The organism is Planococcus donghaensis, assembly GCF_001687665.2.
In the GTDB taxonomy this organism is placed as follows: Bacteria; Bacillota; Bacilli; order Bacillales_A; family Planococcaceae; genus Planococcus; species Planococcus donghaensis.
In genome coordinates, this window is record NZ_CP016543.2 from 950,518 (window position 1) to 970,416 (window position 19,899).

Genomic DNA, 19,899 nt, shown 5'->3' on the forward strand with positions numbered 1-19,899 from the left:
TAAAAATGCGTGACAAATGGCGGTAGTATAGTGATTTCTTGACACCAAACACTTTTATTAGGTACACTGTTTATAACAATTACAATGTAAGAATCTATATGAAGTGAGGTGCACGGCGATGTCTGAAGTACAATTAAAAGACGCGCTTGATGCTTTGAAGTCAACAGGTGTAAGAATCACGCCCCAACGTCACGCGATTTTGGAGTATATGATTCATTCAACAAACCACCCGACAGCGGATGACATTTATCGCGCGCTCGAAAAAACGTTTCCTAATATGAGTGTTGCAACTGTTTATAATAATTTACGTGTGTTTAGAAAAGCAGGATTGGTAAAAGAGTTAACATACGGAGATTCTTCAAGCCGTTTCGACTTTGTTACACACGATCATTATCATATTATCTGTAATGATTGCGGGAAAATAGTTGATTTCCATTATCCAGGACTCGACGAAGTTGAACATTTAGCTTCGCACGTAACGGGATTCCAAGTGGATTATCATCGCCTTGAAATTTACGGAACATGTCAAAGCTGCTTAGCTAAAACGGCAACTGCCCAATAAAATAGTTAAAACAAAAAACATCCAGCGATTTTTCGCTGGATGTTTTTATTGTTGTGAACTTTTTTTATTGTAGTCTTGATCAAATTCTTTACCCTCAAGAGAACGATCCATTGTTAAAGGTTCGTTGCAATGCATACAGATATCTACACGACCCAACATTTTTGTATGCTTTCCACAATTCGGACATTCTACAGGTACGGTTTTCATAGACAGTAAACCGATCCAAGCATACACACCTGTACTCCCGATAATTGCGAGTACACCAAGCAACATTAAAATGACCATCACAATCGGTTGGTTTCTAAAATATATGCCAACATACATAATGACAATGCCGATAAAGATCAAAGCTAACGCAAACGTTCGAATGCGATTGATTTTATTTTTATAAGGTTTCATGACTTATTTCCTCCTTGCATCCATCATACTATATCATAAATGTTCTTAAAAAGTGATATCGGTTTTGAAATGAAGGAATCCACAGTAAATATGTCGAAATAGAGAAAAGCAGAAGTATATCTGTTTAGCTTTGATGATTTAGAAATAGAGAACGGGTGAGCCCGACAATAGGGAAATGAAAACAAGCTGGAGTTTACGACTAGCCATTCGTCCACTATTTAAGAAAGAATGGTATAGAGACAGCAAGGAGTGAGAATGATGGAACAAATACTACGTCCTATTTATCAAGAGCGTGCCAGTCAGGAAAGTACTCTTGGCGTAATCCTAGTTGAGAAAAGAGAGAAAGTCAGCCAGATTACGGATACGTTTGATTCGATATTGTTGATTATTACGAAAGAAAACGAAACACCGGTTTTCACAAAACATTATACGTATTTAGATAAAAAAGCCGCGATGCACATCGTTACCGAAAAGCAATTACATAAATGGTTATTGCTTGGCACAAATCGGAAATTAGTCGATTGGCTTTTTTATGGTCGCGTAATTTATGATCGTAACGAATTTATGGAAAAACTAAAGACTGAGCTTAAAGATTATCCTTTCTATGGTCGGAAAATTAAAATGGGTATGGAGTTCGCTAAACTAATTCGACGCTATATGGAAGGGAAATCGTTTTTTGAAGAAAAGAACTATATGGATGCCTATCATCATATGGTAGAATCACTCCATCATTTAGCAAGGTTAGCTGTGCTTGAAAATGGATTGCCTCCAGAAGTGACGGTTTGGTCTCAAGTCAAACAAATGGAACCAGCCATTTACAAATTATATGAAGAGCTAATATCAAGTGATGAACCCATTGACAAGCGGTTGGAATTATTATTCCTGGCAAGTGAATTCTATATTCATTCACGAACGAAAGATGGAGCTCTTCATATAAGAGAAGTAATGGAAAAACAGAGCAGTTGGACTATCCAAGAATTACATGAGCAAGAAGAGCTGAAAAATTATTCTGCAGATCTAGAAGTTTTCATTGAATTTCTAGTAGAAAAAGATCTTATTTCTATAAATGGCGTTACTACGAAGAGTGAAGGTGTCTTTCACCGATACTATTATGTGAAAACTAAATAGATTTATCTAAAGAAGCATTAGTTATAAAGAGGGCTAGTAATCGTAAAGCATTGGAATATCTGTTCAATCAAAAAGAGAATTGCCGAAAACATATAGCGAATAAGTTAACGAGAGCATCAAATGACTTTTCTATAAGTGGAGCCTAGGTGCTCCTCGGCTCTTCCTTTTCTAAAGTGGACAAAGAAGTACTGTTGCTATAAGTCGATTGTTAAGACTTGTAGCAACAGTTTATTTCATAAGAAAATGTAGGGAAAGTCTTAGAAGGATAATGATTTAAAAGCTTGTTAATTAAGCGAGGAAAGTTTTTTTGAACTTTTTTGCTTTAATCGTTGACATCTGTGAGGGGTGTGTATTATGATAATACATGTCGCTAAGGGAAATTAAGTTTTTCACAATAATAAATAGCTTGACTCTTTCATCGAACGATGTTAACTTAGAGAAGTTGCTTTTACAGAACACAAACTGAACCTTGAAAACTGAACAGCAAAACGTCAACGAAAGACGTCACGAGCACCTCGGTGCGAGAACGGCTTTTGCGAAGGTTGCCTTTGGCAATCAGAGCAAAGTTGTTTTTTATCTCAGTGTTCGTGACGAAAAATTACTGATCAGCATTATGCAGATCAAAGCGAATCGTGCGTCTTCGGACGGCGATACGCCAGCAGTATTGAGCAATCAACACTACTCTATAATGGAGAGTTTGATCCTGGCTCAGGACGAACGCTGGCGGCGTGCCTAATACATGCAAGTCGAGCGGAACCAGAGGAGCTTGCTCCTTCTGGTTTAGCGGCGGACGGGTGAGTAACACGTGGGCAACCTGCCCTGCAGATCGGGATAACTCCGGGAAACCGGTGCTAATACCGAATAGTTTGCGGCCTCTCCTGAGGCTGCACGGAAAGACGGTTTCGGCTGTCACTGCAGGATGGGCCCGCGGCGCATTAGCTAGTTGGTGGGGTAATGGCCTACCAAGGCGACGATGCGTAGCCGACCTGAGAGGGTGATCGGCCACACTGGGACTGAGACACGGCCCAGACTCCTACGGGAGGCAGCAGTAGGGAATCTTCCGCAATGGACGAAAGTCTGACGGAGCAACGCCGCGTGAGTGACGAAGGTTTTCGGATCGTAAAACTCTGTTGTGAGGGAAGAACAAGTACCAACTAACTACTGGTACCTTGACGGTACCTCACCAGAAAGCCACGGCTAACTACGTGCCAGCAGCCGCGGTAATACGTAGGTGGCAAGCGTTGTCCGGAATTATTGGGCGTAAAGCGCGCGCAGGCGGTCCTTTAAGTCTGATGTGAAAGCCCACGGCTCAACCGTGGAGGGTCGTTGGAAACTGGAGGACTTGAGTGCAGAAGAGGAAAGTGGAATTCCATGTGTAGCGGTGAAATGCGTAGAGATGTGGAGGAACACCAGTGGCGAAGGCGACTTTCTGGTCTGTAACTGACGCTGAGGCGCGAAAGCGTGGGGAGCAAACAGGATTAGATACCCTGGTAGTCCACGCCGTAAACGATGAGTGCTAAGTGTTAGGGGGTTTCCGCCCCTTAGTGCTGCAGCTAACGCATTAAGCACTCCGCCTGGGGAGTACGGCCGCAAGGCTGAAACTCAAAGGAATTGACGGGGGCCCGCACAAGCGGTGGAGCATGTGGTTTAATTCGAAGCAACGCGAAGAACCTTACCAGGTCTTGACATCCCACTGCCCGGTGTAGAGATACGCTTTTCCCTTCGGGGACAGTGGTGACAGGTGGTGCATGGTTGTCGTCAGCTCGTGTCGTGAGATGTTGGGTTAAGTCCCGCAACGAGCGCAACCCTTGATCTTAGTTGCCAGCATTTAGTTGGGCACTCTAAGGTGACTGCCGGTGACAAACCGGAGGAAGGTGGGGATGACGTCAAATCATCATGCCCCTTATGACCTGGGCTACACACGTGCTACAATGGACGGTACAAAGGGTTGCCAACCCGCGAGGGGGAGCCAATCCCATAAAACCGTTCTCAGTTCGGATTGTAGGCTGCAACTCGCCTGCATGAAGCCGGAATCGCTAGTAATCGTGGATCAGCATGCCACGGTGAATACGTTCCCGGGCCTTGTACACACCGCCCGTCACACCACGAGAGTTTGTAACACCCGAAGTCGGTGAGGTAACCCTTGTGGAGCCAGCCGCCGAAGGTGGGACAGATGATTGGGGTGAAGTCGTAACAAGGTAGCCGTATCGGAAGGTGCGGCTGGATCACCTCCTTTCTAAGGATAAATTCGGAACCGGGATTTTCTCGGCGTTGACGTTTTGCGTTCAGTTTTGAAGGTTCATCTTCAATGGCAACATTGAATCGATCTTCTATCAGTAAGACAATTATACTCAAGAGGGCCTATAGCTCAGCTGGTTAGAGCGCACGCCTGATAAGCGTGAGGTCGATGGTTCGAGTCCATTTAGGCCCACCATTCTTCTTGGGGCCTTAGCTCAGCTGGGAGAGCGCCTGCCTTGCACGCAGGAGGTCAGCGGTTCGATCCCGCTAGGCTCCACCAATCATTTTGTACGCAGAAATGATGAACTTGTTCTTTGAAAACTGGATAAAACGACATTGAAACAAATGCAAGAAATTCAAGTACGCGTGACTTTTAGTCACAACTTTTAAATTAACCATTGGTTAAGTTAGAAAGGGCGCACGGTGGATGCCTTGGCACTAGGAGCCGAAGAAGGACGGCACTAACACCGATATGCTTCGGGGAGCTGTAAGTGAGCTGTGATCCGGAGATTTCCGAATGGGGGAACCCACTACTTTTAATCGAGTAGTATCCATGTGTGAATCTATAGCACATGAGAAGGCAGACCCAGGGAACTGAAACATCTAAGTACCTGGAGGAAGAGAAAGCAAATGCGATTCCCTGAGTAGCGGCGAGCGAAACGGGATCAGCCCAAACCAAGAGGCTTGCCTCTTGGGGTTGTAGGACACTCTATACGGAGTTACAAAAGGTAGGATTAGGCGAAGCGACCTGGAACGGTCCGCCGCAGTGGGTAACAGCCCCGTAGCCGAAAACCTTGCCCCTCCAGAGTGGATCCTGAGTACGGCGGAACACGTGAAATTCCGTCGGAATCTGGGAGGACCATCTCCCAAGGCTAAATACTTCCTAGTGACCGATAGTGAACCAGTACCGTGAGGGAAAGGTGAAAAGCACCCCGGAAGGGGAGTGAAATAGATCCTGAAACCGTGTGCCTACAAGTAGTCAAAGCCCGTTAATGGGTGATGGCGTGCCTTTTGTAGAATGAACCGGCGAGTTACGATTGCATGCAAGGTTAAGCTGAGAAGGCGGAGCCGCAGCGAAAGCGAGTCTGAATAGGGCGACAGAGTATGCAGTTGTAGACCCGAAACCAGGTGATCTACCCATGTCCAGGGTGAAGGTAAGGTAACACTTACTGGAGGCCCGAACCCACGCACGTTGAAAAGTGCGGGGATGAGGTGTGGGTAGCGGAGAAATTCCAATCGAACCTGGAGATAGCTGGTTCTCTCCGAAATAGCTTTAGGGCTAGCCTCAAGATTGAGAATCCTGGAGGTAGAGCACTGTTTGGACTAGGGGCCCATCCCGGGTTACCGAATTCAGACAAACTCCGAATGCCAGTGATTTATGCTTGGGAGTCAGACTGCGAGTGATAAGATCCGTAGTCAAGAGGGAAACAGCCCAGACCACCAGCTAAGGTCCCCAAATATCCGTTAAGTGGAAAAGGATGTGGCGTTGCTTAGACAACCAGGATGTTGGCTTAGAAGCAGCCATCATTTAAAGAGTGCGTAATAGCTCACTGGTCGAGTGACACTGCGCCGAAAATGTACCGGGGCTAAACGGATTACCGAAGCTGTGGATGGATCTCGTAAGAGATCCGTGGTAGGAGAGCGTTCTAAGGGCGTTGAAGTCAGACCGGAAGGACTGGTGGAGCGCTTAGAAGTGAGAATGCCGGTATGAGTAACGAAAGACGGGTGAGAATCCCGTCCACCGAATGCCTAAGGTTTCCTGAGGAAGGCTCGTCCGCTCAGGGTTAGTCGGGACCTAAGTCGAGGCCGATAGGCGTAGACGATGGACAACAGGTTGATATTCCTGTACCACCTCCCCGCCGTTTGAGCAATGGGGGGACGCAGAAGGATAAGGTGAGCGTGCCGTTGGTTGTGCACGTCCAAGCAGTGAGGCGTGGAATGAGGCAAATCCCATTCCTGATACGTTGAGCTGTGATGGCAAGAGACTGAGTCTCAGAGTCCCTGATTTCACACTGCCAAGAAAAGCCTCTAGCGAGGCGGGAGGTGCCCGTACCGCAAACCGACACAGGTAGGCGAGAAGAGAATTCTAAGGTGAGCGAGTGAACTCTCGTTAAGGAACTCGGCAAAATGACCCCGTAACTTCGGGAGAAGGGGTGCTCTGGTAGGGTGTATAGCCCGAGAGAGCCGCAGTGAATAGGCCCAGGCGACTGTTTAGCAAAAACACAGGTCTCTGCAAAACCGTAAGGTGACGTATAGGGGCTGACGCCTGCCCGGTGCTGGAAGGTTAAGAGGAGTGCTTAGCGCAAGCGAAGGTGCGAATTGAAGCCCCAGTAAACGGCGGCCGTAACTATAACGGTCCTAAGGTAGCGAAATTCCTTGTCGGGTAAGTTCCGACCCGCACGAAAGGCGTAACGATCTGGGCACTGTCTCAACGAGAGACTCGGTGAAATTATAGTACCTGTGAAGATGCAGGTTACCCGCGACAGGACGGAAAGACCCCGTGGAGCTTTACTGTAGCCTGATATTGAATTTTGGTGCAACTTGTACAGGATAGGTAGGAGCCTTAGAGCCCGGAGCGCCAGCTTCGGAGGAGGCGTCGGTGGGATACTACCCTGGTTGTATTGAAATTCTAACCCACAAGCCTGATCGGCTTGGGAGACAGTGTCAGGCGGGCAGTTTGACTGGGGCGGTCGCCTCCTAAAGAGTAACGGAGGCGCCCAAAGGTTCCCTCAGAATGGTTGGAAATCATTCGCAGAGTGTAAAGGCAGAAGGGAGCTTGACTGCGAGACGTACATGTCGAGCAGGGTCGAAAGACGGGCTTAGTGATCCGGTGGTTCCGCATGGAAGGGCCATCGCTCAACGGATAAAAGCTACCCCGGGGATAACAGGCTTATCTCCCCCAAGAGTCCACATCGACGGGGAGGTTTGGCACCTCGATGTCGGCTCATCGCATCCTGGGGCTGTAGTCGGTCCCAAGGGTTGGGCTGTTCGCCCATTAAAGCGGTACGCGAGCTGGGTTCAGAACGTCGTGAGACAGTTCGGTCCCTATCCGTCGCGGGCGCAGGAAATTTGAGAGGAGCTGTCCTTAGTACGAGAGGACCGGGATGGACACACCGCTGGTGTACCAGTTGTTCTGCCAAGGGCATCGCTGGGTAGCTATGTGTGGCCGGGATAAGTGCTGAAAGCATCTAAGCACGAAGCCCCCCTCAAGATGAGATTTCCCATTGCGCAAGCAAGTAAGATCCCTCAAAGACGATGAGGTAGATAGGTTCGAGGTGGAAGCGTGGCGACATGTGCAGCTGACGAATACTAATCGATCGAGGACTTAACCAAAACCATGTACACGAAGACTTGCCTGTTCCAATGTCGTTTATCCAGTTTTGAAAGAATAAGAAAAAAGTTTTTGAAAAAAAGCTTGAAAAAACCGGCGATATACTGGTATAATAAATCTTGTCTTTCAAAATAAATTCAGTCTGGTAATGATGGCAAAGAGGCCACACCCGTTCCCATCCCGAACACGGTAGTTAAGCTCTTTTGCGCCGATGGTAGTTGGGGGTTTCCCCCTGTGAGAGTAGGACGTTGCCAGGCTGATCAATTATTCCGAAGTAGCTCAGTGGTAGAGCACCGCACTGTTAATGCGATGGTCGTAGGTTCGAGTCCTACCTTCGGAGCCAATTATGGAGAGCTGTCCGAGTGGCCGAAGGAGCATGATTGGAAATCATGTAGGCGGGCAACCGTCTCAAGGGTTCGAATCCCTTGCTCTCCGCCAGAAGATCGTTTTCAACAATTTATAGAATGGCCCCTTGGTCAAGCGGTTAAGACACCGCCCTTTCACGGCGGTAACACGGGTTCGAATCCCGTAGGGGTCACCAATTTCATGGAGGATTAGCTCAGCTGGGAGAGCATCTGCCTTACAAGCAGAGGGTCGGCGGTTCGATCCCGTCATCCTCCACCATTTCCTACATATTAAGTGTGAAATGAAAAAAATAGTATTATCGCGGGGTGGAGCAGTTCGGTAGCTCGTTGGGCTCATAACCCAAAGGTCGCAGGTTCAAATCCTGCCCCCGCAACCAAATGGTCCCGTGGTGTAGCGGTTAACATGCCTGCCTGTCACGCAGGAGATCGCCGGTTCGATCCCGGTCGGGACCGCCATTTTCACTTAACAAAGTGGGTCAGTAGCTCAGTCGGTAGAGCATTAGATTGAAGCTCTAAGTGTCGGCGGTTCGATTCCGTCCTGACCCACCATTTTTTTAGAAATACAATCTCCATGCCGGAGTAGCTCAGTTGGTAGAGCAACTGACTTGTAATCAGTAGGTCGAGGGTTCGACTCCTTTCTCCGGCACCATTTTTTAGGTGGGGTAGCGAAGTGGCTAAACGCGGCGGACTGTAAATCCGCTCCTTCGGGTTCGGCAGTTCGAATCTGCCCCCCACCACCAGTTTTTAGGGGCATAGTTTAACGGTAGAACAGAGGTCTCCAAAACCTCCGATGTGGGTTCGATTCCTACTGCCCCTGCCAATTTTAAAATTTATATGATGGCGGTCGTGGCGAAGTGGTTAACGCACCGGATTGTGATTCCGGCACTCGGGGGTTCAATTCCCCTCGTCCGCCCCATGTTTTAATTTAACTAAGTGAACTTATAAAATAGTAAAGTGGCGGTCGTGGCGAAGTGGTTAACGCACCGGATTGTGATTCCGGCACTCGGGGGTTCAATTCCCCTCGTCCGCCCCATCTTTTATTAATGGGGTATAGCCAAGCGGTAAGGCAACGGGTTTTGATCCCGTCATGCCCTGGTTCGAATCCAGGTACCCCAGCTTTATTGCGGAAGTAGTTCAGTGGTAGAACGCCACCTTGCCAAGGTGGAGGTCGCGAGTTCGAACCTCGTCTTCCGCTCCATTATTTGGCGGCATAGCCAAGTGGTAAGGCATGGGTCTGCAACACCCTTATCACCGGTTCGAGTCCGGTTGCCGCCTCCATAATGATTTGCCGGCGTGGCGGAATTGGCAGACGCGCGGGACTCAAAATCCCGTTCCTTCACGGGAGTGTCGGTTCGACCCCGACCGCCGGTATCATGAAAGAACCTGCCTGTTCTTTCCAAAACCCCTTAACTGTGAATATTCGCAGTTAAGGGGTTTTTTGTTGTATCCCTATCTAATTAATAATCGTTCTCTAAAAAACTATTTATGAACCTCAATGAACAAAAGAGGAAGTAGTTCCAAAGTGAATAAGGTAGAGTAGGCGAAAGGAAGAAGGAAACAGCAATTTAGTAAAGCTCATTAATATGTATAGTTTAGCGGGGAACAGTTACAAGAGGATGATCCTTTAAACCAGACTAATAGAAATTTTGTCATTCTTGTCTATTCCGCTTTTTCCTTAAACTTTAACGTATAAAATTAGTTATACTTTTAGAAAGTATTGGCGCGAAAAGTATGATGTGCTATAATAATTCTTGTCCGCTAAACAATACTTGCCGGCGTGGCGGAATTGGCAGACGCGCGGGACTCAAAATCCCGTTCCTTCACCGGAGTGTCGGTTCGACCCCGACCGCCGGTATACCGCAAGTAAAGAGCAAAAGCCCTGACTTAATCGTCAGGGCTTTTTTCTTGTAATGGTTTATATTAATAAATGCAACTAAACTAGTAATTATATAACCAATGTGTTCTTCCTGCAGAAAGTATTATCTTTTCATCTTACTTATGTATTGTATAAAGATTACTAGTCGAAAAAATTCATAAAAAGCCGGTGTAGAAAGATACCTTCTACACCGGCTTAACGATCAAAGTCTGACTTACTCAGCGTATTTGCAACTTACACGTGTATTTTCTGGTTTAAATATTCCATCTAGATTTGTTTTAAACAACCAAACATGTAAATCGTAATGCTGACCTGCCGAACCATCATGGTTATCCATTGGTCCTTGGAATTTTTGGTCGAATAGAACCGGTGTTTTATCAGTTAATTCTGCAGGTACGTACCATTCAGCTGCTACCAATTTATAGTGACCATTTTTTAGTGGTTCATAAACCAAAATTTCTGGTTTTTTAATGCGCAGCTTGTCATCATCCATACGGCTAGGTTTGACTAAGTGAATTCCCATATTAGGTACACATGCTCCGGGAACTAAGCCGACAAATCCTTCATCAAGTGCAACTTCGATGTTCCGATACTTTTTAACTGCTTTTTTGCTTATTGCCAACTGTTTTTCAATGCTGTACTTGTGATGTCCTTTGTCGTGGTCATGTGGATGCGCACTCACACTAGACAGGGCAGACAGACTGAGAAAAGCGACCATGATCATGGTAAAGATTTTCTTCATTTCAGCTCCTCCTTATTATATTTTTGACCTATGTATTAACAATTTGGTTTTTACAGCACCTATTATACACCTTCTCCTAATAAATACAATAGAAAAAACTGAATAATTAATTTTTTTAGAAATAAAATGACTTATTACCTATTTAGCAGTTCGTTTAGTGGCTTAAAAGAAATAAAGATCGCATCAAAGTTATTGACTTCATATGGTCTTTCATTAGATTAGTTTAAATAATGTCTTAGAATTAAGCTATGGTTTCCGCAATAATTGCAGCACCAAGAAACGTTCCAAATAAAACAAGCATGTCAGATACACGTGCATACGCTAAAATGGGCGGCGTGATTGTCAATTTGGTTTGAAAATATCGATGTAAGCGATACTAAGCAATTGGAAAGAAGGGAGACGGTGTAATACTTATTACGACGGCTATTCCAGGAAGCACAGTTTATGAGAGTCTGTCATAACCAATCCGATTGCCTATTAACATAATTCACAAATAGGTACTATGATAGACTGAATAGTAACTTAATTTATTGTCATTTTGTTAGTTGAAATGAGGGACAATGATGCAAGCCAAAAATTGGTGCGGAATAGATGCAGTTGAATTGCTGAAAATTTTCGATACAGATGTAGAAGTTGGCTTAAGCGAAGAAATAGCAAAAAAGCGTCATGAGGAATATGGAGCGAATGAGCTGCCAGAACCTAAACAAGAGTCTAAGTTTTTTAAGTTTTTCAAGCATTTTAATGATGTATTAATTTATGTATTACTTGTAGCAGCAGTTATCACTTTGTTTTTAGGGCATGGGATCGATACGGCTGTCATTTTGATGGTGGTAGTCATCAATGCAATTATTGGATATATCCAGCAATCCAAAGCGGAAAAGGCGTTGGAAGGTATTCGGAAAATGTTGTCTTTAAAAGCAACCGTAATTCGAAGTTCGGTAAGAAGAGAAGTACTCTCATCCGACCTGGTACCTGGAGATATTATAGTAATTTCAGCGGGGGAAAAGAATTCTGCTGATATTCGGATTTTAGAAGCAGTCAACTTAAAAGTAGAAGAGTCTTCATTAACGGGGGAATCGGTAGCAGTAGAGAAAAGTTCAGCAGTACTACCAAACGATACAGTGTTAGCTGACCGGCTCAATATGGTGTTTGCTGGGACAACAATAGCCTCAGGTTCAGGCATAGGAATGGTTGTTGCCATTGGCTCGAATACAGAGTTGGGGAAGATAAGTTCGTCAATAGAGGATGTCGATCGTCTACAGACACCATTGTTAAAGCAAACTGCAGCTTTTGGTAAAGTCATATCGTCAACCATTGTCATTAGCTCTGTTGCCATATTTACGATTGGTTACTTGTTTCATGATTATGCAACAGCTGATTTGTTATTGGCTATTATTGGTTTAGCGGTAGCGGCGATTCCTGAAGGTTTACCAGCTGTACTATCGATTATTTTGGCAATCGGAGTACAGCGTATGGCAGCAAAAAATGCCATTGTCCGAAATTTACCTTCCGTTGAAACTCTTGGAGCGGTTTCGGTAATTTGCTCGGATAAAACCGGCACTTTGACAAAAAACGAAATGACCGTCACTTCGGTGATGTTAAAAGATAAAGAATTAGCTGTAACAGGAACTGGCTATTCACCAAATGGCTCGATTTTTGATGGTCAGAACCTCGTACAACTTGCGGATTATCCAAATCTTAAAGAGCTTTTAACAGCTGTTAAAACGGTTAATGAAGCTAATTTGAGATGTGATGAAAAAGGAGATTGGATTATCAGTGGAGATGCTACTGAAGGTTGCCTACTCACACTAGCTGAAAAAATGAAGGAAACGACTCAACGATTGCCCATCCTATCCAAAATTCCTTTTGATTCAAATTATAAATACATGGCAGCTTTAGTAGAAAACGAGCAAAGTAAATGGATTTATGTAAAAGGTGCCCCTGAAAGCTTATTGAAAATGACCGGGTTGACAGCTTCTACTGTAGAAGGAGATTATTGGCATGAAAAGATGTTTCAACATGCCAATAAAGGAGAGCGGTTGATCGCTGTTGCTGCAAAACAAGTCGATGTCACTACTTGTTTTATTAATCATAGCGACATGGAATCAGGATTTAGGTTAGTTGGTCTAGTAGGGATTATTGATCCTCCTAGAGAAGAAGTCATAGGCGCGAGTCAACAATGTCGCAAGGCAGGGATTGTTGTGAAAATGATTACGGGGGATCATAAAGATACAGCAGTTGCTATAGGTGTCCAAATGGGAATTGGCGATGGAAAACGTGTACTTGAAGGAAAAGATTTGGATCGAATGGATGACAAAGAGCTAGCCCAGGCAGCGGTGAATTATGACGTCTTTGCACGAACTAGTCCGAACAATAAGCTTCAGTTGGTTAAAGCATTACAAGCCGAGCAGCATATTTGTGCCATGACCGGAGATGGGGTCAACGATGCGCCAGCATTAAAACGCGCGGATATCGGTGTAGCAATGGGGATAAAAGGTACAGAAGTAGCTAAAGAAGCGGCTGGAATGGTTTTGGTGGACGATAACTTTAGCACAATTGTAAATGCAGTAAAAGAAGGCAGACGTGTTTATGATAATTTAAAAAAGACCATTCTGTTTATTTTGCCCACAAATGTGTCGGAAGGTGCTTTGATTTTTGTAAGTATTTTGTTTGGAACCAGCATGCCATTAACCACAGTGCAAATCCTATGGGTCAATATGATTTCCGCCGTTACCATTTCATTAGCCATTGCTTTTGAAAAGTTAGAGCCGGGTGCGATGGAGCGGCCACCACGAAAGCCGAATGCCAAATTGTTGAGTCCGTATTACATTTTTCAAATCTTCTTTGTTTCACTGGTGATTTGTGGGGGAATTCTATTCATGAATATGTTTTTAACCGATCAGCAAATAAATCCATCTATCGTGAGTACTATGACGTTACAAGCATTGGTAATTGCTCAGTTAATGTATTTATTCAATTGTCGCAGTGAGACCGAATTTGCATTAAATCGGAATTTTTTTTCGAATAAAATTGCATTTATCGTCTCTATCATTTTAATCGGTGTGCAGCTTTTGGTGACCTATATGCCATTTATGAATCTCATACTTGGAACCGTGCCTTTACAAGCAAAGGATTGGGTATGGCCATTGGTAATTGGTGTTCTAGTATTTACTATTGTGGAGTTTGAAAAATGGATTGTTCGTCACGCTGGAAGGTTTAGGAAGGTCCGTTAAGCTATGATACATAGCCATTGCCTTTTTTAAGGAAAGAAGGGACGTAATATGGACCGTATTATTCAAAAAATAACGACGAATTTATGGTTTGATATGAATGCTGAAGAAGCGGTAGATTTTTACACGTCGGTTTTCAATAACTCGCAAATCGGACGAGTAACCTATTATAGTGGTGTAGGTAGCGAAAAACATAGTTTCAATGCTGGAAAAGTTATGACGATTGAATTCCAAATTGAAGGTCAGGATTTTATAGCATTAAACGGAAGTCCTGCTTTTCAATATACTGAAGCAATTTCGTTCATCATCAATTGCGAATCTCAAGAAGAAGTAGATTATTATTGGGGAAAACTTGCCCAAGGCAGTGATGAAAAAAAAAAGCAAATGTGTGGTTGGTTAACAGATCGTTTTGGAATTACATGGCAAGTGATTCCAGTCGAACTAAACCAAATGCTGTTTACTGGCGAAGCAAAAAAAGTAGAACGGTTAACAAATGCGTTACTGAAAATGAAGAAGTTAGATTTAAATGAATTGCGTAGGGCATATGAATAATAATAGAGTGCAGTGGCTGTTCCTGCCTTATGAATATCATAAGGCAGGATTTTTTACATTAAGAGTTTTTAAGTTTTTCAAATCAGAGCTTTTGAACTTGAGGTACGAAATGTGTAAGCTTTAACATATTCAGTAATTTTGTATCATAAAGGAGAATTTGATGAAAGACATACATAGCAATATTTTAGAATTTAGAGGTAGCCATTATGATTTTGGGGTTAGGCAAGGAGAGCTACTAAAAGATAGTGTGATTTTGGATAATCGGAGAAAGCAGTGGAAAGTGAAAAGACCTAGATTTGAAATAAATGTGCAAGAAACAAGGGAGGCTTATCAACGATTTGCTCCAGGTATCTGGGATGAATTGATGGGATTACAGGAAAGTCTTGGATTGCCAATAGAAGAAGTGCTACGAGACTTTGGCGGCTACCGAATTGACGCCATGCCTTCAGGTTGCTCAATTGTGACAGGAACGGATTTCATGGTTCGGAACTATGACTTTCATCCACAAACATATGAAGGACGTTTTAGTTTGTTCCAGCCGACTGATAGCGGGTATGCAATCATCGGACCAACATCGCGCATTATCGGTCGGATGGATGGGATGAATGAAAAAGGGTTAGCGATGGGCTATAATTTTACACACCGAAAAAAGCCGGGCGACGGGTTTGTGTGTTATTTGATTGGTCGAATCATCCTTGAAACATGCGCTACAATTCACGAAGCAGTAGAATTATTGAACAAAATTCCTCACAGAGGTTCATTTAGTTATATTGTGACCGATACCAGTGGTGAAACACGTATTATTGAAGCCAGTCCACGCTCAGTGGATGTTCGCATCAGTAATGTTTGCACCAACCATTTTGAGATTCAATCACATGAAAATCGGAATTATTTAAAGGATTCGTTTGAGCGTTTAAATGCGATTCAAAATCAAGAAAGTCAAACCCATAATGCTTTAGAAGCTTTCCGGTTGTTCAACGATACAGACAAAGGGGTATTTTCAACTCTTTATAAAAGCTGGGCTGGAACGATTCATACCTCTGCTTATTTACCAAAAGAAAAAAAGATGTGGTTTGCACTTGGTGGAAATCAGCAACCGGTCGTTTTTGATTTTGACAGTTGGCTACAAGGAGAGTGCTTAGCTATTCAAACAGTGTATGGAGCGGTAGATACCGATATTGGTTTTGCACATGTCGATAAACAATTTGTATAAAGTAAAAACAAGAGTCAGCATCGAGCTGGCTCTTGTTTTTTTAAAGTTCTGCCATATGAACAAATGGCAAATGTGTATCTATTTTTCCGTTGATCCGTTTAGCATATAAGCGCTCACCTTGTAGCCATTTATCGAAATCTAGCATTAGTGGTAGGCGATCTGGACCAATAGCAAATCCAACTTTTAAGCTCTGTTGGAAGTAAGAAGCGGTATGAAGAGTGCCTGAAGCTGTGCTATATTTTTTTGAGAAAACGCCTTTATCAGAGTCATTTAGTAGACGAAAAGCATTGTACGCATCTATTTTGTTATGTTGTTGCAACATCATTTGTTCTCTTCGACGAGAGTCATCGGTTTGGTAGCGGTTTTCTTCTACTAATAACTCGAAATGATTGGTGGAAACAGCAGATTCGCGAACAACAACAGAACGTGGTGATGCTTCGACTACTACTGACTTCCCAGTACGGTCTAATAGTACGTAACTAAAAGAGCGACGGTGAGGCAGTTCTTCAAGTAATGCTACTGCATCATCAATGGTCGCACAGTTTTCCAAGATCAGACGACCAATCATATTGCAGATAAAACCGTCTTCTGAGTTGCGTCGATTAATAAAATTATAGCCCATGACTAATCCTTTTTCGTTCATCCCATCGGTGCGTCCCGTAATTTGCATGGTCGGCCCGATTGTTGCGAATCCCCCATCAGTTGGTTGGTATAAAGCAAGTCGACCTTCGTACCCTTGAGGTGAACTATCGTAATTGCGAACCATAAAATCAGTCTCTGTATAAATCGAGCAGCCGCTTCGTGTGTATTCCAAATAGTAGCCGCCGAATTCACGAATTGCCTCATGAATCGACCAATCTAGGGCGTCGGCCAGGCCGTTAATCTCTTCCCACACTCGCGGAGCCAACGTTAATAATATGTTTTTAGCGCGTTGCTCGTCAATAATCAAATGGTGACTGGAAGCCTTTCGTTGCTTTTGGCGGTTAGGAAGTATCAACGATTCCTTCAACAACTCTCCTTGCATATGGCCAAAATCATAATGGCTTCCACGAAACTGAATTATATCACTGTGCACTCGTTTCATGTAAGCATCCCTCTTTTACATTTCAATGTAAGAAGAGTTTACTGCAATCGTGCATGAATGGAAAAGAATATGCCTAAGAGAACAAACAGTGAAGATTACACATAAGAGCTGATAAAGAACGAAACAAAAAAAGCTGACGCACAAAATTAAAACATCAGCATTCTTATCAATTTACTACACTACATAAATCTCAGCGTCCCCGCCATTAATAGTTGTAAACATATTAGAAGCAGCTGTGAGAAGTTGCAAAGCTGTGTCTTTTGCCATTGATGGTCGTAGATAGAAGATATGTACTGCATTTTTTGTTTGTTCCGTAACAGCCGTCCGCTTAGAATCTACATAAGGACTGCCAAACGCACCTTGAGCGTCTTTGGACACAAGAATGCCCGTTAAGGTGTTAATGCGGTTATTCAAGCCTTCATAGCGGTCTGTGCTAGTCCCGACCGCAATTTCGATATCACCTTCAACTTTATCAGCATCATATAAACCAAGCGGGATCTCGTATTGCAATGACAAAAAGCTATTCATGTCGACAGCTGAATTAATGGCAGCCAAGTAATTTTGCTTTTTGATGCGGCGATATAATGCTTCTGCTGAGGGGCGATACCGGCTAGGATCTGCACCTAGCGCCTTCCAAATAAGTTGCCATTCGAGCAGCCCTGGAAAGTCTGTAATTTCTTTGTCTTCCAACTCGAAGTATAATTGCTCTTGGAAAAGCTGAAGACGGCCTTTTAACATTTGAGGTGAATCGGAAACGGTGATATTGTTATAGTGAATGACACCAATTTTAAAGTCACTTAGTGTTTCGTTTATTTGAGGATCGATTGTCAGTTTCATTGCAATCTTCCTTTCATTAGGAGTTTTTATTATCGTATCATAGAATTGAGTGAGGGGTTACGACATGAATCTTGATCAATTTCAAAAAGAGCTTGTTGCGTATGCCTCGGACATCGGAATTGATAAAATCGGCTTTGCTTCGGCAGAACCTTTTTATAGCTTGAAGCATCAATTGATTCGTCAGCAACAATTGAATTATCAGTCTGGATTTGAAGAGTCTGACGTAGAAAAGCGCACGCGACCTGAATTATTGTTGAACGAAGCGGTTAGCATTATTTCCATCGCTATTGCGTATCCATCACGAATGACAGATGCCCCACAAGGCGTTAAAGGTGCCCGCCGAGGAATTTTTTCCCGATCTTCTTGGGGAAAAGACTATCATGCGGCACTTAGGGAACGTTTAACACTGTTAGAAGCATTTATCACATCGCGTTTTCCAGAAGCACGAATGCGGTCCATGGTGGATACCGGTGAGCTATCTGACCGTGCAGTAGCAGAACGCGCTGGAATTGGCTGGAGTGCCAAAAACACCAATATTATTACACCAGAATTTGGTTCGTATGTTTATCTTGGTGAAATGATTACCAATATTCCGTTTCGGTTTGATGAGCCAATAGAAGACCAGTGCGGTGATTGTCGTTTATGTATTGATAGTTGTCCGACAGGTGCTATAGTTGAAGGTGGCCAATTAAACGCTCAGCGCTGTATTTCGTTTTTAACACAAACAAAAGGATTTTTACCAGATGAGTTTCGTGGCAAAATCGGCAATCGGTTGTATGGCTGCGATACATGTCAGACAGTATGTCCAAAAAATAAGCGCAAAGCCAATCAAATTCATGCAGAATTCGAACCAGATCCGGAAATAGCCAAACCGCTACTGTTGCCATTATTAACGATTTCCAATAGGGAATTCAAGGATAAGTTTGGTTATGTGTCCGGATCGTGGCGAGGCAAAAAGCCAATTCAACGAAACGCCATATTGGCGTTAGCACATTTTAAAGAAACGGCTGCTGTGCCTGTGTTGATTGGGTTGCTTAAAAGTGACGAGCGACCAGTTATTCGAGGAACTGCAGCATGGGCGATTGGTAAGATTGGAACAGCAGCAGGTTTAGCTGCTTTGCAGCAAGCAGAAGCGAGTGAAAAAGAAGAAGAAGTGCAAGAAGAAATTCAAAAAGGATTGGCATTTTTTGCTGAAAGATCGAAAGGATAAGTGAAAGATTTGGCTATTCATATTGTATTGTACCAACCGCTGATTCCAGCAAATACAGGAAATATCGCGCGTTCATGCGCAGGGACAGGTGTGAAATTACACTTAATACGTCCGCTAGGCTTTTCGACAGACGATAAAATGCTAAAACGTGCCGGACTTGATTATTGGGAGCATGTTGATATTCATTATTACGATGGATTGCAAGAATTGTTTGACCGATACAAAAATGGAGCATTTTACTATATTACGAAGTTTGGGGCAAAGACACATACTTCTTACGATTATTCTGACAGAGAAAAAGATCATTTCTTTGTTTTTGGACAAGAAACAAAAGGATTGCCAAAAGAATTGATCGAGCAAAATCCGGATTTTTGCTTACGCATTCCGATGAATGACAATATCCGTTCGCTCAATTTATCAAATACAGCCTCAATTTTAATGTATGAAGCGTTACGCCAACAAGATTATCCAGGGCTAGAATAAAAAAAGGACAGCGGATTCCGCTGTCCTTTTACACTATTCTCTTTCGTTTGTTCCAGGCTTGTCATCGTATCCAGCAGTGAAAATAGCTACTAAGAACGAAACACAAATACCTAAAATAAGGATTAAGTTCATAATAATGACCTCCTTGAAATGTGCATCTTTGTTTAGTATAGCTTACAAGCGGGAAAAATGAAATATACAACATGGGTTGAAATGTGGATAATTTCTGACGGTCTGCAAAAAATGAAACCTTTTCCGCATTCAATCGTATAAAGAAGACAAGAACAGTTACAGAAGGGATGAATTTATATGAAAATGAAAATTTCTGTCGCATTGCTTTGGTTTACAGGACTTGCTGAAGCATTTCTAGCGATTCCATTAATAGGCGGTGGCTTTGTCATCAGCACAGGCTACTCAGCTCTTGGCATTATGTTTGTGCTTCATGCGATTACATTGTTCTTTTGTTTCCGTGAATTTTCTCCAAAAGCGGGTTCAATTCTCGGAATCATTACAAGTACGATTGCTTGGATTCCAGGCGTAGGCTGGGTATTCCATTTGATTACAGCAGTTGTTTTATTACTGTCAGCAACATTTACAAGAAATCGAGTATAACTAAAAAAACCGCCAATTGGCGGTTTTTTTATGTCTA

At 43.4% G+C, this 19,899-nt stretch carries 12 protein-coding genes, 19 tRNA genes and 3 rRNA genes; 30 read left to right on the top strand and 4 right to left on the bottom strand.

Annotated elements, in window-relative coordinates; genetic code table 11:
- The first annotated feature begins 118 nt into the window (after positions 1-118).
- A complete protein-coding gene (perR, locus tag BCM40_RS04640; protein ID WP_065526926.1) occupies positions 119-562 on the top strand; it encodes a peroxide-responsive transcriptional repressor PerR in 444 nt (147 codons plus the stop codon).
- Between the two features lie 45 nt (positions 563-607).
- On the opposite strand, the gene BCM40_RS04645 is transcribed toward perR, so the two are convergent.
- A complete protein-coding gene (locus tag BCM40_RS04645) occupies positions 608-961 on the bottom strand; it encodes a YgzB family protein (RefSeq protein WP_008432143.1) in 354 nt (117 codons plus the stop codon).
- Positions 962-1,219: 258 nt separating this feature from the next.
- On the opposite strand from BCM40_RS04645, the gene BCM40_RS04650 reads away from it, so the two are divergent.
- The 23 genes from BCM40_RS04650 to BCM40_RS04760 all read left to right on the top strand — a co-directional run bounded on the left by BCM40_RS04650 (position 1,220) and on the right by BCM40_RS04760 (position 9,878).
- Positions 1,220-2,089: a nucleotidyltransferase-like protein gene (locus BCM40_RS04650; protein ID WP_065526925.1), complete on the top strand. Its 870-nt coding sequence runs from the start codon at positions 1,220-1,222 to the stop codon at positions 2,087-2,089.
- A gap of 685 nt (positions 2,090-2,774) precedes the next feature.
- Positions 2,775-4,325: ribosomal RNA gene (locus BCM40_RS04655) — 16S ribosomal RNA — on the top strand.
- Positions 4,326-4,446: 121 nt separating this feature from the next.
- Positions 4,447-4,523: transfer RNA gene (locus BCM40_RS04660), tRNA-Ile, on the top strand.
- An 8-nt stretch (positions 4,524-4,531) separates the two neighbouring features.
- Positions 4,532-4,607 (top strand) — tRNA-Ala (locus tag BCM40_RS04665).
- A 120-nt stretch (positions 4,608-4,727) separates the two neighbouring features.
- A 23S ribosomal RNA gene (locus BCM40_RS04670) occupies positions 4,728-7,660 on the top strand.
- A gap of 139 nt (positions 7,661-7,799) precedes the next feature.
- Positions 7,800-7,915, top strand: a 5S ribosomal RNA gene (rrf, locus tag BCM40_RS04675).
- Together the 16S, 23S and 5S rRNA genes with 19 tRNA genes alongside form the textbook arrangement of a ribosomal RNA operon.
- An 11-nt stretch (positions 7,916-7,926) precedes the next feature.
- Positions 7,927-8,001, top strand: a tRNA-Asn gene (locus BCM40_RS04680).
- A 5-nt stretch (positions 8,002-8,006) separates the two neighbouring features.
- Positions 8,007-8,096 (top strand) — tRNA-Ser (locus BCM40_RS04685).
- A 28-nt stretch (positions 8,097-8,124) separates the two neighbouring features.
- Positions 8,125-8,199 (top strand) — tRNA-Glu (locus BCM40_RS04690).
- Positions 8,200-8,206: 7 nt separating this feature from the next.
- Positions 8,207-8,282, top strand: a tRNA-Val gene (locus tag BCM40_RS04695).
- Positions 8,283-8,323: 41 nt separating this feature from the next.
- A tRNA-Met gene (locus BCM40_RS04700) sits at positions 8,324-8,400 on the top strand.
- Between the two features lie 3 nt (positions 8,401-8,403).
- Positions 8,404-8,479, top strand: a tRNA-Asp gene (locus BCM40_RS04705).
- A 17-nt stretch (positions 8,480-8,496) separates the two neighbouring features.
- Positions 8,497-8,572 (top strand) — tRNA-Phe (locus tag BCM40_RS04710).
- 24 nt (positions 8,573-8,596) lie between these two features.
- A tRNA-Thr gene (locus BCM40_RS04715) sits at positions 8,597-8,672 on the top strand.
- A 7-nt stretch (positions 8,673-8,679) separates the two neighbouring features.
- Positions 8,680-8,763 (top strand) — tRNA-Tyr (locus tag BCM40_RS04720).
- A gap of 6 nt (positions 8,764-8,769) precedes the next feature.
- A tRNA-Trp gene (locus tag BCM40_RS04725) sits at positions 8,770-8,843 on the top strand.
- A gap of 20 nt (positions 8,844-8,863) precedes the next feature.
- Positions 8,864-8,939: transfer RNA gene (locus BCM40_RS04730), tRNA-His, on the top strand.
- Positions 8,940-8,980: 41 nt separating this feature from the next.
- Positions 8,981-9,056: transfer RNA gene (locus tag BCM40_RS04735), tRNA-His, on the top strand.
- 11 nt (positions 9,057-9,067) lie between these two features.
- Positions 9,068-9,139 (top strand) — tRNA-Gln (locus BCM40_RS04740).
- A gap of 7 nt (positions 9,140-9,146) precedes the next feature.
- A tRNA-Gly gene (locus tag BCM40_RS04745) sits at positions 9,147-9,221 on the top strand.
- A 6-nt stretch (positions 9,222-9,227) separates the two neighbouring features.
- A tRNA-Cys gene (locus tag BCM40_RS04750) sits at positions 9,228-9,301 on the top strand.
- A 9-nt stretch (positions 9,302-9,310) separates the two neighbouring features.
- Positions 9,311-9,394, top strand: a tRNA-Leu gene (locus BCM40_RS04755).
- A 400-nt stretch (positions 9,395-9,794) separates the two neighbouring features.
- Positions 9,795-9,878: transfer RNA gene (locus tag BCM40_RS04760), tRNA-Leu, on the top strand.
- Positions 9,879-10,113: 235 nt separating this feature from the next.
- Here BCM40_RS04760 and BCM40_RS04765 read toward each other — a convergent pair.
- Positions 10,114-10,641 (bottom strand): hypothetical protein, encoded by a 528-nt coding sequence (locus tag BCM40_RS04765; protein WP_065526924.1) that lies wholly within the window; start codon positions 10,639-10,641, stop codon positions 10,114-10,116.
- A gap of 563 nt (positions 10,642-11,204) precedes the next feature.
- Here BCM40_RS04765 and BCM40_RS04770 point away from each other — a divergent pair.
- The 3 genes from BCM40_RS04770 (at position 11,205) to BCM40_RS04780 (ending at position 15,636) form a co-directional block, all read left to right on the top strand.
- Complete coding sequence (locus BCM40_RS04770) at positions 11,205-13,874, top strand: HAD-IC family P-type ATPase (protein ID WP_065526923.1); 2,670 nt, start codon at positions 11,205-11,207, stop codon at positions 13,872-13,874.
- A gap of 48 nt (positions 13,875-13,922) precedes the next feature.
- A complete protein-coding gene (locus BCM40_RS04775) occupies positions 13,923-14,423 on the top strand; it encodes a VOC family protein (RefSeq protein WP_065526922.1) in 501 nt (166 codons plus the stop codon).
- A 160-nt stretch (positions 14,424-14,583) separates the two neighbouring features.
- Positions 14,584-15,636: a C45 family autoproteolytic acyltransferase/hydrolase gene (locus BCM40_RS04780; protein ID WP_065526921.1), complete on the top strand. Its 1,053-nt coding sequence runs from the start codon at positions 14,584-14,586 to the stop codon at positions 15,634-15,636.
- A gap of 40 nt (positions 15,637-15,676) precedes the next feature.
- Here BCM40_RS04780 and BCM40_RS04785 read toward each other — a convergent pair whose 3' ends face one another.
- Positions 15,677-16,720 (bottom strand): C45 family autoproteolytic acyltransferase/hydrolase, encoded by a 1,044-nt coding sequence (locus tag BCM40_RS04785; RefSeq protein WP_065526920.1) that lies wholly within the window; start codon positions 16,718-16,720, stop codon positions 15,677-15,679.
- Between the two features lie 174 nt (positions 16,721-16,894).
- A complete protein-coding gene (locus BCM40_RS04790; protein ID WP_065526919.1) occupies positions 16,895-17,557 on the bottom strand; it encodes a B3/B4 domain-containing protein in 663 nt (220 codons plus the stop codon).
- Between the two features lie 64 nt (positions 17,558-17,621).
- Between BCM40_RS04790 and queG the strand changes: the two genes are divergently transcribed.
- The 3 genes from queG to BCM40_RS04805 all read left to right on the top strand — a co-directional run bounded on the left by queG (position 17,622) and on the right by BCM40_RS04805 (position 19,862).
- Positions 17,622-18,767, top strand: a complete 1,146-nt coding sequence (queG, locus tag BCM40_RS04795) for a tRNA epoxyqueuosine(34) reductase QueG (protein ID WP_065526918.1) — start codon at positions 17,622-17,624, stop codon at positions 18,765-18,767.
- Between the two features lie 9 nt (positions 18,768-18,776).
- Complete coding sequence (gene trmL, locus BCM40_RS04800) at positions 18,777-19,250, top strand: tRNA (uridine(34)/cytosine(34)/5-carboxymethylaminomethyluridine(34)-2'-O)-methyltransferase TrmL (RefSeq protein WP_008430675.1); 474 nt, start codon at positions 18,777-18,779, stop codon at positions 19,248-19,250.
- 309 nt (positions 19,251-19,559) lie between these two features.
- Positions 19,560-19,862, top strand: a complete 303-nt coding sequence (locus BCM40_RS04805) for a hypothetical protein (RefSeq protein WP_008430671.1) — start codon at positions 19,560-19,562, stop codon at positions 19,860-19,862.
- Positions 19,863-19,899: the final 37 nt, after the last annotated feature.